The 13,002-nt window shown below is 37.7% G+C and carries 12 protein-coding genes; 4 read left to right on the top strand and 8 right to left on the bottom strand.

Going from position 1 to position 13,002, the window contains the following annotated elements:
* Nucleotides 1-194: hypothetical protein (locus Q0X77_RS01625; RefSeq protein ID WP_297792201.1), on the top strand; the 194-nt coding region annotated here is incomplete at its 5' end.
* Nucleotides 195-362: 168 nt separating this feature from the next.
* Here Q0X77_RS01625 and Q0X77_RS01620 read toward each other — a convergent pair.
* On the bottom strand, nucleotides 363-1,013 hold the full coding sequence (locus tag Q0X77_RS01620) for a DUF4294 domain-containing protein (RefSeq protein WP_297792211.1): 651 nt from the start codon (nucleotides 1,011-1,013) through the stop codon (nucleotides 363-365).
* Between the two features lie 140 nt (nucleotides 1,014-1,153).
* Here Q0X77_RS01620 and Q0X77_RS01615 point away from each other — a divergent pair, with 140 nt between their 5' ends.
* Nucleotides 1,154-2,242, top strand: a complete 1,089-nt coding sequence (locus tag Q0X77_RS01615) for a M42 family metallopeptidase (RefSeq protein WP_297792199.1) — start codon at nucleotides 1,154-1,156, stop codon at nucleotides 2,240-2,242.
* A 38-nt stretch (nucleotides 2,243-2,280) separates the two neighbouring features.
* Nucleotides 2,281-2,829, top strand: a complete 549-nt coding sequence (locus tag Q0X77_RS01610; protein WP_297792197.1) for an NUDIX domain-containing protein — start codon at nucleotides 2,281-2,283, stop codon at nucleotides 2,827-2,829.
* On the opposite strand, the gene hisS is transcribed toward Q0X77_RS01610, so the two are convergent.
* From hisS to rpsF, 6 genes are all read right to left on the bottom strand, one after another.
* Entirely contained in the window at nucleotides 2,809-4,614 is a 1,806-nt protein-coding gene (hisS, locus tag Q0X77_RS01605) for a histidine--tRNA ligase (RefSeq protein ID WP_297792195.1), read from the bottom strand. The genes Q0X77_RS01610 and hisS overlap by 21 nt on opposite strands.
* A gap of 64 nt (nucleotides 4,615-4,678) precedes the next feature.
* Nucleotides 4,679-5,149 carry a DUF6495 family protein gene (locus tag Q0X77_RS01600; RefSeq protein ID WP_297792193.1) on the bottom strand — a complete coding sequence of 157 codons (471 nt, stop codon included), beginning with the start codon at nucleotides 5,147-5,149 and terminating at the stop codon, nucleotides 4,679-4,681.
* A 57-nt stretch (nucleotides 5,150-5,206) separates the two neighbouring features.
* On the bottom strand, nucleotides 5,207-8,383 hold the full coding sequence (locus tag Q0X77_RS01595; RefSeq protein WP_297792191.1) for a carboxypeptidase regulatory-like domain-containing protein: 3,177 nt from the start codon (nucleotides 8,381-8,383) through the stop codon (nucleotides 5,207-5,209).
* Nucleotides 8,384-8,481: 98 nt separating this feature from the next.
* Complete coding sequence (rplI, locus tag Q0X77_RS01590; RefSeq protein WP_297792189.1) at nucleotides 8,482-8,934, bottom strand: 50S ribosomal protein L9; 453 nt, start codon at nucleotides 8,932-8,934, stop codon at nucleotides 8,482-8,484.
* A 13-nt stretch (nucleotides 8,935-8,947) separates the two neighbouring features.
* Nucleotides 8,948-9,244: a 30S ribosomal protein S18 gene (rpsR, locus tag Q0X77_RS01585; RefSeq protein WP_019668764.1), complete on the bottom strand. Its 297-nt coding sequence runs from the start codon at nucleotides 9,242-9,244 to the stop codon at nucleotides 8,948-8,950.
* Nucleotides 9,245-9,249: 5 nt separating this feature from the next.
* Nucleotides 9,250-9,588, bottom strand: a complete 339-nt coding sequence (rpsF, locus tag Q0X77_RS01580) for a 30S ribosomal protein S6 (RefSeq protein WP_297792187.1) — start codon at nucleotides 9,586-9,588, stop codon at nucleotides 9,250-9,252.
* Nucleotides 9,589-9,830: 242 nt separating this feature from the next.
* Here rpsF and Q0X77_RS01575 point away from each other — a divergent pair, with 242 nt between their 5' ends.
* Nucleotides 9,831-10,523: a LytTR family DNA-binding domain-containing protein gene (locus Q0X77_RS01575; RefSeq protein WP_297792185.1), complete on the top strand. Its 693-nt coding sequence runs from the start codon at nucleotides 9,831-9,833 to the stop codon at nucleotides 10,521-10,523.
* 21 nt (nucleotides 10,524-10,544) lie between these two features.
* On the opposite strand, the gene priA is transcribed toward Q0X77_RS01575, so the two are convergent.
* Nucleotides 10,545-13,001 (bottom strand): primosomal protein N', encoded by a 2,457-nt coding sequence (priA, locus tag Q0X77_RS01570; RefSeq protein ID WP_297792183.1) that lies wholly within the window; start codon nucleotides 12,999-13,001, stop codon nucleotides 10,545-10,547.
* Between the last annotated feature and the right edge of the window lies 1 nt (nucleotide 13,002).

The following is a 13,002-nucleotide window of genomic DNA, read 5'->3' as shown; positions in this document are numbered from 1 at the left end:
TACGCCTATATAACTACGAAAATCCTAATCCCAACCCTCGTTTTTATCCTCTTAATCTCAAAATAATTCAAATTTCTTTGCCCAAAACCATCACTGGCCTCAAACAAAAAAACGCTGTTCGTCAATATGTCAATGAACTTCTAGTCGCTTATCCTAAATCCTTCTTCACCAAATCTATCATCTGCCTCTCCTGATAAGCGGGTGCAAATATAAAGCACTTTTTCTAATTAAAAATAAATTTCAGGTATTTTTATGAAATAATTTTTACCTCAATTTTTAATGTACTTATTGCTAGGATTTTGTCTTAGGATCTAAAACAAAAAAAGGCTTATAAAGCTACATCTTTTTAACGTTATCTGCAACTATTTTTTATGCTTATTTACCTTACTCCATTTATTAGTGAGCGATGAATAATCATAATCCAAAACAGATTCCTGCTTCACCAGCCTATTAGACGCAAAAGCCCTTTGCAGAATATCTTCAATAATGTAATCTTCATGTATGTATTCCGGCTGAAATTCTGCCTTTAAGTTAATCTTAAACATTTTAGCCGTTGTGTTATACCAAAATGCACGCCAGCCACTTCGTAAATCTTTAACTAAGCCGTAGGTAGTATTCCCTGTCTGCCGGTAAATTAATTTCACCAAAATCTGACCCTCTGTACGAGTCAATTTTTTTAATTCATCCGAAAACTCTCCCTCAATATACTTTTGTAATTGCTTTGTGTACTTTTTCTTTTTTCGTTTTGATTTAATTCTCATTAAACTATCATTTAACTCTTCCAACCTTTCCGACGCCATTTTAGCATAGGGATAAACCTTAAGAGTTTTTCTTCGCAAAATATAATAGTTCAATTTATCCTTATACGATGCAAACTCTAACTTTCCAAAAATGTATACCTCATCCAGGGCAATTGACTGCTTAAAAATCGAATCTCCCTCAATGATTATCATTTTTTCAGCAATAGAGTCCAAAGGCTCCTCTTTTACCTGAGAAATACCAATGTAGCCCATAAGACCGATAAGAATAAAATGGAAATACTTTTTCACACTAATCTACAATTCAAATTTCTTGCCAAAATTAATCATAAACATTGGACCGGATTACTAAATAAAAGTGAATATTGTTAAGTTTGTAATCAAACTAAATATAGATGAGCGATAAGAAGATTATTACCAAAAAATCCCTGGCTTTTTTTGAAGAATACCTTAACAACGCGTCGCCGACCGGTTACGAATGGGAAGGTCAAAAATTATGGATGAACTATGTTAAACCCTATGTTGATACATTTATTACTGATACGTATGGAACAGCTGTTGGGGTAATTAATCCCGAGGCAGAATATAGAGTTGTCATCGAAGGACATTCCGACGAGATTTCCTGGTATGTTAATTATATAACGGATAATGGACTACTTTATGTTATACGCAACGGGGGAAGTGATCATCAAATCGCACCTTCAAAATGGGTAAATATCCACACTAAAAACGGAATTGTAAAAGGAATCTTTGGATGGCCTGCCATTCATACACGCGACCGGGCGAAAGAAGAACCTCCCAAATTAGATAATATTTTCATTGATGTTGGAGCAAAAGACAAGGAAGAAGTTGAGAAAATGGGGGTACATGTGGGCTGTGTGATTACCTATCCTGATGAATTCCATGTCTTAAATAATGATAAATTTGTCTGCCGCGCAATTGACAATAGGGCGGGTGGATTCATGATAGCAGAAGTTGCCAGACTTTTGCATGAAAACAAGAAAAAATTACCATTTGGTTTATATATAACCAATGCCGTACAGGAAGAAATTGGTTTACGCGGAGCGGAAATGATTACGCATACCATACGCCCAAATGCCGCAATTATTACTGATGTTTGCCACGATACAACCACGCCTATGATCGACAAGAAAAAGCAGGGACACACCGAATTAGGATCGGGACCGGTAATTTCATACGCCCCGGCCGTTCAGAATAAACTCAGAGAAAGGATTATTGAAACTGCTGAAGCCAAAAAAATACCGTTTCAACGGATGGCAGCTTCCCGATCTACCGGTACTGATACCGACGCTTTTGCCTATAGTAACGGAGGAGTTGCTTCTGCATTAATATCCCTACCCCTGCGATATATGCACACTACCGTAGAAACAGTACATAAAAGTGATGTGGAAAATGTTATTCGGTTAATTTATGAAACCTTACTAAACATCAAATCCGGGGAGACATTCAGCTATTTTGATTAGCGAAGACTATTTGTAAATACACTTTTTCTTATAAGGTTATGGATGAACTTATTGATCGCCTGGATGCAGAAGGGAACTATACCGGACAGACCATTATAAAATCTGATGCACATCGTCTTGGTATATTTCACCCTACCGTGCATATTTGGTTTTATACAAGAAGTGGTAATTTGTTGCTTCAGCAAAGAGGTAAAAATAAGTCGACTTATCCCCTGCTTTGGGATGTTTCAGTCGCCGGACATGTTGGTGCAGGAGAAGAAATTTTAGAGGCTGCTGTTAGGGAAATCAAAGAAGAAATAGGGCTTAATACACCTAAAGAAAGTCTCATCAAAATAGGTGTTTTCAAATCGACTCAAAATCATGATAATGCCATTATTGACAATGAGTTTCACCATACATTTCTTTGTGAGCTAAAAACTCCTATACAAAACTTAAATAAACAGGACAGCGAGGTTGAATCACTAGCTATGATTCCACTTTTTACTTTTGCAGAAGAAGTCTGGGGACTGGCCAACACCGCAAAATATGTCCCCCATAGTCGTGAATACTATAAAACAATAATAAAGTCAATCAAGGAACTGCTTTAATTCGCCTGTAAAATCTTTAAAAGAATTGATATCATATGCCTTTTGATCTCCATTGGACATATTTTTGACCACAAAAGTTTTATCGGACATTTCCCTTTCGCCTATAAGCACAACATAAGGAACATTTCTTTTGTTGGCATACTTCATTTGTTTTTGCATTTTAGCTGCATCCGGATAGAGATCGGCTTTCACTCCTTCTTTCCTTAGTTTTCCAACAAGTTTTAAGGAGGCCATGGCTTCACGATTACCAAAATTTAAAAACAACACATCTAATGCACGGCCAATACGCGAAGGAAATAGGTCGAGCTCCTCCATAACCAGATAGATACGATCAAGCCCAAACGAGATACCTACACCGCTAACATCCTTTAATCCGAAAATCCCTGTAAGATCATCGTAGCGACCACCACCACCTATAGAGCCCATGCTTATTTTAGCAGGTGGCGCTACTTCAAAAATAGTACCGGTATAATAGTTAAGGCCTCTTGCCAATGTCACATCTAGTGTTACTTGCGAAGAATTTAGTCCTAATTCTGATATGCCATCAAGAATAAAGGCCAGGTCTCTAACCCCTTTACTGCCTTCTTCTGAATCTTTTAAAAAATCACTTAACTGTTTTAACTTTTCAGAATTAGAACCGGTAAGTGCAAAAAGTGGTTGAGCCTTTTCAATTGCACTTGCTGAAATTCCTTTGCTCAGCATTTCTTTTATCACTCCCTCTTTACCAATCTTATCCAATTTATCAAGAGCTACGGTAAAGTCTACCAGGTGATGTTTTTCTCCAATCACCTCTGCAATGCCCGAAAGAATTTTGCGATCGTTAAGTTTTATAAGCACGTTTTCTAAACTTAAATCCGCAAAAACAGCATCGTACAATTTAATAAGCTCAACTTCCTGAAGAAGGGAATTGGTGCCAACCACATCCGCATCACACTGATAAAATTCACGGAACCGACCTTTCTGCGGCCTGTCTGCCCTCCATACCGGTTGAATTTGATAGCGCTTAAAGGGAAAGTCTATTTCATTTTGATGCATCACCACATAACGCGCAAAAGGTACGGTAAGATCATATCTCAACGCTTTTTCAGAAACCTTTTTTACCAAATTTTTACTAGTTAATTCTAACACCTCAGCGCCAGGAAGCTCTACTTGAATGAATATTAAGACTTCATTGGTAAAATCTTGTAGAATGTGTCTATTTGCCCAGGTAAATTCGTGGTCTGAAACGTCTTTTCTTTTTTGTGAGAAATCCAGTCCTTTCAGGTATATGAAATCAACACACTGATTTAGGAATAATTTCTCTATTGTATTAAGAACTTTAATAAATGCATCTCGATGTTGTTCATCAAAAATCAGAACATTTGCCCAATAGTAAACCTTCTCATTATATTGATTAAGAAGGCCCTTTTGTGATATTATTTTTGTCAGTTCATCTTTTGTTGCAAATTCCAAATTCGATTCATTAAGTTGGTTTAGAATTGAATTAGTAATTTCCTTAAAGATGTAGGTGATTGCAAGAAACACTGAGATAGCACTCTCAAGTGTTTTAGATAGATTCTTACTATAGAAATCTCCAGAATCGATTATCTTGAAGATTAGCCGATCACCCTCATCCCCATATTTACCCGTAAGAGTTTCCAGATTCTCCATTGCAGGCGTCTCGATAGGCTGGAATCCAAATTTTTTAAAATGGCCCTGTATAGTTTGAATAATATAATTCCTTCTTTCAACCTCCTTTGGTGAAAAATCTCTGGTTCCTTTTGGTATTGATGGTTTTTGTGCCATATGTTAAGCTAACTGCTGCAAATATAATGGTTTGTTCAAACGGGTTTTAAAAGGTTGCTACATATTATCCTATAATCTTTTCGAACCATTGGTACAATTCTCCTTTTGTAATAACTGCACCTTCCTGAATAAGCTTAAATTTATCCAGGTTCTTATCTTCAGTATAAGCTTTAGAGGCATTTAGGTATTCAACAAAATCTGATTGCCAGTTCTTCTTAAACCAGTTGAAGCCAACAGAGGTATTTAAATCGATATCCGGGTTTAATACTTTTACCGATATCAGTTTCATTTCTTTCTCAGATAAATGAAAAAGATGCATATGCTGTGCGGAAATATTCTCCAAATATGTAACCTTACCCAGCACTCCTTCCCAAACAAGATCACTGAAAACATCTAATTCTTCTTCTGCGACCTCAGGTTGTGTCTTCTTAAGTAATTCCCATTCCCGAGCGGTAATGGACTGAGTTGCCAGAAAATTAATAAACTCCTGGTGCATTTCTTCCAATTGCTGCCTGGTTAACCGAATATATTTCATTTTACAAAAATAAAAAGGCCACACAAACTGTGCAGCCCTATTTAATTTCAATGTTTACTAGTTAAATAAGTAACGTAGTCCGATCTGCATCCTCCATCTTGAAAGTTCTGAAGTTACAGGACCAAAAGTATCATTTCTACTGGGATCAAAAGTATAGGTTGGCGTATTGGTGTCGTCTACACTTACCCCTATTAGCTGGTCAAAATTAGGTGCCTGAACAACCCCCCAATTCGAATTCAACAGGTTACCAACGTTAAGAATATCCACACTTATTTGAAATTTGTTTTTGTCATTGATCTTAATGTCCTGCAGAACTTTTAAATCAAATGTACTTCTCCAGGGTGCAAGGGCTCCATAACGTTCTGCATATTGACCCCTTCGGCCACTTAAGTACTTGTCTTGTTGGATAAATGTTTCTAATGCCTCAGCTTGGCCGGGACCGCTGAAAGCCATTTGTCCAATTTCAGAAGCGGTTGGGATATAAAGCAAGTCATTGATGCTCGATCCATCATTGTTGATATCCCCGCCATAGATATAATTAAAACGTCCGCTTTTAGCATATTCAAAGAAAGCCGATACTGTCATCCCAAAATTAAATGCTTTGGAGAATACCCCAATAAATCTGTGATTATCACCATATCTTGAAAAAGCAAGAACATCTTTATTGGCATCCCCAACTACGGCATTGCCAGCAAAAGCATCTCCGGTAATTTCGGCATCTATTGAGTTTACTTCCTTTGCATTTAAAAAACTATAAGCCGCCATGGCGTAGATCCCATTTCTCCATGTTTTTTGTGCCTTAACAGAAGCATTCCATATTCTGCCTTTATCGGAGTTTGTAAACACATAGGCATTTGTAGGACCTCCAAAAATTTGTGATTTGTCATCGTTGGAATACCTTGCGCGATTATCAACCCCATTTAATGTCAATGAAGGAGCACTAAGACCCCAGTTTTGTACATGAGCTGCATGAACATCCTTGGTGTATGATACATCTGCAGTAAGTATTAGCCCATCCTTAAACTGTTTGTCTACGCCCACATTAGTTCTCCAAACCTGTGGCCATCTAAAATCAGGGTCCACCAATTGATAAAAGAAAAAGTCTACGCCCTGAACCTGGTTACCCAGCCAAACAAAAGGAAATCTCCCGGTGAATAATCCGGACCCACCTCTGATCTGCAATGTTTTATCACTTTTTACATCCCAGTTAAATCCTACTCTTGGAGAAAGCAATATTTTGTTCGTTGGCAACTGTTCTGAATCAAGGAATATGGGTTCATTGGTTTCCGGATCAAAGTATTGAATTGATGGTATATAAGTCCCCATTTCACCGCCTTTCCTTTGGATGTTCTCCTGGATTTTCTGTTTTGTGTCAAAATATAACGGCTTGTCGAAACGTATTCCATAGGTAAGCTTAAAATTCTCTTTGATATCCCATTGATCCTGCAGATAAAAAGATAACTGACCTACATTAGTTTCTGCCAATGACCATCCTCCCGGATTACCTGTGCCGGCAGCATTAAATGCCCTATCGGCAGCTATAGCATCATCAAATGATTGTTGTAATGCACCAGAACTCGCGAAATTCGGAAAATCTGTTATCGTTGTTGTTGGAAAGAAAACACCCTGGGCACCATAAGCACCCAAATTAAATGAGTTATCAAATTCAAATTTTTCAAAAGAAAAACCAATTGTAAAGGTATGATTTCCAGCAAAATAATTTAGATTATTGGTGATTTGAAACACCTTCTGATCCAATCTATTGTTGATAGAGAAAGGTTCATGACCGCCGATAATATAATTGGAACTCCCTGTATCGTCCAAAATTACAATACTGGGTGCCGGGCTGGAAAAGGGATTTCTGAAATCATCAAAATGGGTATACCCGAATTGCAGTTTATTGGTAACCACATCAGACAATTTGGAATTGAGCTCCAATTGAATGGAGTTAATTTTATTATTTATTTCATAACCCGCATTCTCAAACTGCAGGGTTTGTGTATTGGGACCTCTGAATGCTATTGCATCCCTATTGGCCGGTTTACCTTTGGAAGCATCCAGAAAATTATATATAATGGCCAAACGGTTATTATCATTAATATTCCAATCCAGCTTAAAAATACCCTTAGTTGATTCCTGATCGAAATTAAATCCGGTATATCTACCAGGGTCATAGAAAATATCATTTCCCTGACCATCCTGACCAACTACCACCTGGCGCAACAGATTATCCACCAATTGAAAGTCCGATTCCAACACCCTACTTTCATTTATTTCTCCTGTTCCAGTATTGGGTACAAAGCCATCCGTTCCGAGCGATGTTAACTCATCACGTTCAAAATTTGCAAAAAAGAACAATTTATTTTTTATAATAGGGCCTCCAATACTAACGCCATACTGTTTTTGTTCGAGTCCTGTTTTAAAGACTTTATCGCCTTTAATCTTACCTCCCGTAAGATCATCATTTCGAAAGAATCCATATACCGTGCCATAGAATTCATTGGTCCCACTTTTCGTAACTGCATTAACAGATGCACCGGTAAAACCAGATTGTGTAACATCATAGGGCGCTGTTGTAACCTGTATCTGGTCAATAGCATCTAATGAAATCGGTTGGGCACTGGTTTGTCCACCTGGGGTAGCGGCATCCAATCCAAATGGATTATTAAAGATTGCACCATCAAGGGAAAAGTTATTGTATTGGTCATTCCTTCCTCCGAAAGATGTGCCTGATGCTCCTGCTGAAGCGGTAGGATCTAGCCGGGTAAAATCACTGGCTGATCTGGAAATAGTAGGTAATCTTGTTAATTCCCTATTTCCAATACTGGTCTCCTGGCCTGTACGATCACTACCGAATGTACCTCCTCTATCAGAAGTTACGGTAACTTCGTCCAATGCCTGACTTTCAGATACCAATTTGACGTCTACATTAAATGTTTTACCTAATGATAAATAAACGTCATTTTGGGTTTGAGATTTAAACCCTATGTAAGAAATTGTCAGTTCATAAGGGCCCCCTACCCGAAGGTTTACAAGGTTAAAGCGTCCATCTTCGTTACTCACGGTGCCGTGTTTGGTACCTGTTGGTGTATGTATTGCAACGACGTTTGCACCTAATAGTGGAGTTCCCTGGTCATCTACCACAGAACCTCTGATGTTTGAGGTTGTAACCTGAGCAAAAGAGCTGATCCCGATACTGAGAAGCAGGATGCTTAATAGTGTTTTGATTTTCATTGGTAATGAGTTTAGTTGATTGAAATTCTAATTTTAAAAGTAGCATAAAAAAAAGAGCTATAAAATTATAGCTCTTTTAAGTTATCAACTAATTTTGACTACTTCTTCTCAGACACAACTTCGAAAGGAAATTCAACAACCACATCTCTGTGAAGCCTGATTTGTGCTTCATAGGGTCCGGTTCTTTTAATTGTTCCTCCCTTTATACTGATATATTTTTTGTCAATTTCGTGTCCTTCTTTCACCAAGGCATCAGCAACATCTATACTGGTTATTGAACCAAATAACTTCTCTGCCGCTCCTACTTTTGCCGAAATTTTTATCTGTAAGTCCTTCAAAGCTGTAGCAGTTTCGTTTGCTGCTGCTACAATTTCTTTTTCTTTATGTGCTTTTTGCCTCAAGTTTTCTGCCAAGACTTTTTTCGCGGAAGGTGTTGCCAACATGGCTAAGCCCTGAGGTATAAGGTAATTTCTACCATAACCATTCTTCACTTTCACTAAATCATCTTTAAAACCTAGGTTTTGGACGTCTTCTTTTAAAATAAGTTCCATACTCCGTTATTTTTTATTTTAATAAATCTCCAACATATGGCATAAGTGCCAAATGACGTGCTCTTTTAACGGCCTGGGCCACTTTTCTTTGATACTTCAATGAAGTTCCGGTCAATCTTCTGGGTAAAAGTTTCCCTTGTTCATTTACTAATTTCATCAAAAAATCAGGATCTTTATAATCTATATATTTGATACCGGATTTCTTAAATCTGCAATATTTTTTTTGCTTGTTAGTCTCAATGTTAAGAGGGGTCAAATACCTGATTTCACCGTCCTTTTTACCTTTTGCTTGTTGTTCTATTGATGCCATATTACTTACGCTTTATCTTTTAGTCTGGTTCTTCTTTTTTCCGCCCATTCAATGGCATGTTTGTCCAATTTTACGGTTAGGAAACGCATAATACGTTCATCTCTTCTGAATTCCTGCTCATAAGGGGCAATTACCTCACCGGGAGCAGTAAATTCAAATAAGTGATAAAAACCACTTTTTTTGTTCTGGATTGGATAGGCCAACTTCTTTAGCCCCCAATTCTCTTTTGCGACCATTTTGGCCTTGTTTTTTTTCAAGAAATCCTCAAATTTCTTTACTGTTTCCTCTATCTGAGTGTCTGATAGAACGGGATTTAAAATGAAAACAGTTTCATAATTATTCATATCGTTATATATTTTTTAGGAGCGCAAAAGTAATAATATTTAGTTCTAATTACAAGAAATTGAAAAATTCTTCGTTATAGGTATCAAGAATCATAAAAATCAGACTTAACCTATTTAAACCTAAAATCTATAATCATTTACCATTTACACGTATTTATTAACAATGTTTACAACTTTTATTGCAGTTAAACTTGTTTTTTCGGTACTTTGTCGATGATTTAACCCCACAAATCAACCCATTTATGAAACTAAGAAGTATTGTTGTTGATGATTCGTCGATGCAACGTATGGCAGTTGCAAAATTAGTTAACAATCATCCCAATCTAGCACTTGTCGCCGACTACAGTAATGCTATTGAAGCCAAAAACGGCATCAAGAATAATGAAATTGACCTAATTTTTCTTGATGTTGAGATGCCTATCATTAGTGGTTTTGACTTATTGGAGTCCCTGGAAAACAGACCACAAGTTATCTTAATTACCGGAAAGCCGGATTATGCTTTAAAAGCATTTGATTACGATGTTACCGACTATCTCCATAAACCCATTACCATGGCTCGTTTTGATGCCTCTGTGAAAAGAGCGGTAGCGAAATATGAGCAGATGAATAAGGTAACGGAAGATGAAGAGCATATCTTCGTAAAAAGTAATCTTAAGAAAAGAAAAGTTATCCTGAATGAGATAAAGTGGATAGAGGCTTTAGGTGACTATATAAAATTAGTTACTGATGAAGCAAACATTGTTATTCTATCTACAATGAAAGCATTCGAAAAACAATTGCCGGAGGATAAATTCCTGCGAATTCACAAGTCTTACATTGTAAATCTTGAAAAAATTGAGAAATTCAATAGTAAGAATGTAGAGGTAAGCGGGAGGTCTATTCCGTTGAGCAGAAACAAAAAAACAGAGTTGGCGGAAGCTTTAAGCAATGTTTAGTTACACTAAGCATTGTTCTAGTTACATATGGTCTACATTGTAGATTATCCGAACCGCTTTAAACTGAGAAATAGCATCAAAGGAATTATGTATTCTTTTGATGTTTTTTTTTGTGATCTTAAGAGATACGCCCTGAGGTATCTTTATCAGAACATGTTTTAAATACTGATTGCGAATTCGGGCAACCGGAGGGAACTCCGGCCCTAAAACTATAATTTCATTCCTATTACGGAGGGCTTTGGCAAACCAGGCCGAAGCTTCATTTAATTTATTGAACTCTTTGTGCTTAAAAGTTAATCTTATGATCCGGTTGACCGGAGGATATTTATACTGCTCCCTTTCATATAATTGTTCCCGAAACATTCCTTCATAATCTCCGGTAGTTACCTGCTTAAGGATCTGATGATAAGGATTGTAAGTTTGAATGATTACTTTACCTCTTTTTTTGGTGCGCCCGGCCCGGCCGGCTACCTGTGTTAGCAATTGATACGTTCGCTCATGAGCTCTGAAATCGGGAAAATTTAAAAGTGCATCTGCATTCATAATACCCACCAGGTTTACATTTCGAAAATCAAGACCCTTGGTAAGCATCTGGGTTCCGACAAGGATGTCCATTTCCTGGTTTTCGAAGGCATGAATAATTTTCGCATAGGCGTGTTTCCCCCTTGTAGAGTCCAGATCCATTCGGCCCACCCTTGCAGAAGGAAAAATTGTATTTAGTTCCTGCTCTACCTGTTCCGTGCCAAAACCCTTGGTGTCCAGGGTAGTGCTCCCACAAGCCAGACAACTATCAGGTAAAGCCATATGATGTCCGCAATAATGGCACCTAAGTTGTTTTCTATGCATATGATATGTTAAACTAACGTCACAATTGGGACATTGCGGAGTGTGGCCGCAGGTAGTGCACTCTAAAATGGGGGCATATCCCCTGCGGTTCTGAAACAAGATGACCTGTTCTCCCTGATCAAGGGTTTCGGTGATCTCCTCTATCAGGCGTTCAGAAAAATGCCCATTCATTCGCTTTTTCCTATGTTGCTCCTTGATATCAACCAATTCCATATCGGGCATTAATACATTTCCAAACCTTCTTTCGATTTGTGTGTATCCGTACTTCCCTGTTTTGGCATTGTGATAACTTTCTATACTTGGCGTTGCCGATCCCAAAAGCATGTTGCTTTTAAAGAAACTCCCAAGAACAATAGCCGCATCCCTTGCATGGTACCTCGGAGCGGGATCGTACTGTTTAAATGATGTTTCGTGTTCCTCGTCTATAATTATAAGTCCCAAACTTGCAAAAGGTAAAAACAGAGCAGAACGTGCACCAATTATTAATTGTGCCTTGGGTTTATCCTCTAAAACATTCCTCCAAACCTCTACTTTTTCCTGCATATTGTATTTGGAATGAAAAACAGAAATAGCAGAACCAAAATATTCCTGCAACCTTGAAATAAGTTGTGTGGTAATGGCAATTTCCGGAACCAGATATAACGCCTGTTTATTCTCGGAAAGACAATTGGCAATCAGTTTTACATATACTTCGGTCTTACCGGAAGAGGTTACCCCTTTAAGCAGTGTAACGCTATCATTTTGAAAATAGCCTTTAATGTCATTCAATGCTTTTACCTGATATTCATTCAAAGTTTTTGGGGGCACAAGTTCTTTTGTGCTTTTGAACTCAACACGATCTTTTTGGATGAAATACTCTTCAAGAACTTCTTTCTTTATCAGGGCACGAATTACAGCGCGACTCGTCCTGCTATCAATTTCCAATTCACTAAGCTTTATTGGTTTCTTTTGGGTGGCCTGAAGATGAAATAAGGATAATACGACCTGACTTTGTTTTGGAGCCCGGGTTAGTGAATTTAATAGTTCCTGCAATTCTTTTTCCGAATTGTATTTATCCCCCATTCGAACATAACGAACCATTTTTGGCTTGTATCGTTCGTGAATTTCTTCCTTTATTGATATAGCCCCTGTTTTGATAAGACCATTAAGAATTGGTAAAATGTTCTTCCTTTCAACTATTTCCATTATATCATCCACACGAAGAATATTCTGTTGTTTGAGGGCCTCATAGATCAGGAATTCATCATCCCTTAAGTCATCTTCATCAATTACAACATCTTTATTGAGAAGAATAAGGCTTTCGCTCTCCAGTAAAAGTGCACTCGGAATGGCACTTCTAAATACCTCTCCTAATGTACACATGTAATAATCAGCTATCCACTGCCAATGTTTTAATTGAATTGTGGTTACTATTGGATGTTCATCCAGGATGTCATGTATGGGTTTAGCCTCATATACTTCAGGCGGGTCATTATGAATTTTAACCACCAGGGCGGTAAATAACTTAGATTTACCAAATGGCACCGCCACCCTCATCCCAATATTTAAACGCGCAGCCTCAATTTCACTTACGCTGTAAGTGAAGTGTTTTTGCAGGGGAATAGGCAGTACTACATTTATAAATATTTCCATT

The organism is uncultured Eudoraea sp., from assembly GCF_947258925.1.
Lineage (GTDB): Bacteria > Bacteroidota > Bacteroidia > Flavobacteriales > Flavobacteriaceae > Eudoraea.
Note: the sequence above shows the minus strand (reverse complement) of the source record. Positions and strands in the feature narration are given on the sequence as shown.

Bases quoted from the DNA above. Each gene is read 5' to 3' on its own strand.
- hisS (WP_297792195.1), bottom strand. From the start codon at position 4,614: ATGGCACAAAAACCATCAATACCAAAAGGAACCAGAGATTTTTCACCA.
- priA (WP_297792183.1), bottom strand. From the start codon at position 13,001: ATGGAAATATTTATAAATGTAGTACTGCCTATTCCCCTGCAAAAACAC.
- Q0X77_RS01600 (WP_297792193.1), bottom strand. From the start codon at position 5,149: ATGAAATATATTCGGTTAACCAGGCAGCAATTGGAAGAAATGCACCAG.
- Q0X77_RS01620 (WP_297792211.1), bottom strand. From the start codon at position 1,013: ATGGGCTACATTGGTATTTCTCAGGTAAAAGAGGAGCCTTTGGACTCT.
- rplI (WP_297792189.1), bottom strand. From the start codon at position 8,934: ATGGAACTTATTTTAAAAGAAGACGTCCAAAACCTAGGTTTTAAAGAT.
- Q0X77_RS01595 (WP_297792191.1), bottom strand. From the start codon at position 8,383: ATGAAAATCAAAACACTATTAAGCATCCTGCTTCTCAGTATCGGGATC.
- rpsF (WP_297792187.1), bottom strand. From the start codon at position 9,588: ATGAATAATTATGAAACTGTTTTCATTTTAAATCCCGTTCTATCAGAC.
- Q0X77_RS01575 (WP_297792185.1), top strand. From the start codon at position 9,831: ATGAAACTAAGAAGTATTGTTGTTGATGATTCGTCGATGCAACGTATG.
- rpsR (WP_019668764.1), bottom strand. From the start codon at position 9,244: ATGGCATCAATAGAACAACAAGCAAAAGGTAAAAAGGACGGTGAAATC.
- Q0X77_RS01615 (WP_297792199.1), top strand. From the start codon at position 1,154: ATGAGCGATAAGAAGATTATTACCAAAAAATCCCTGGCTTTTTTTGAA.
- Q0X77_RS01610 (WP_297792197.1), top strand. From the start codon at position 2,281: ATGGATGAACTTATTGATCGCCTGGATGCAGAAGGGAACTATACCGGA.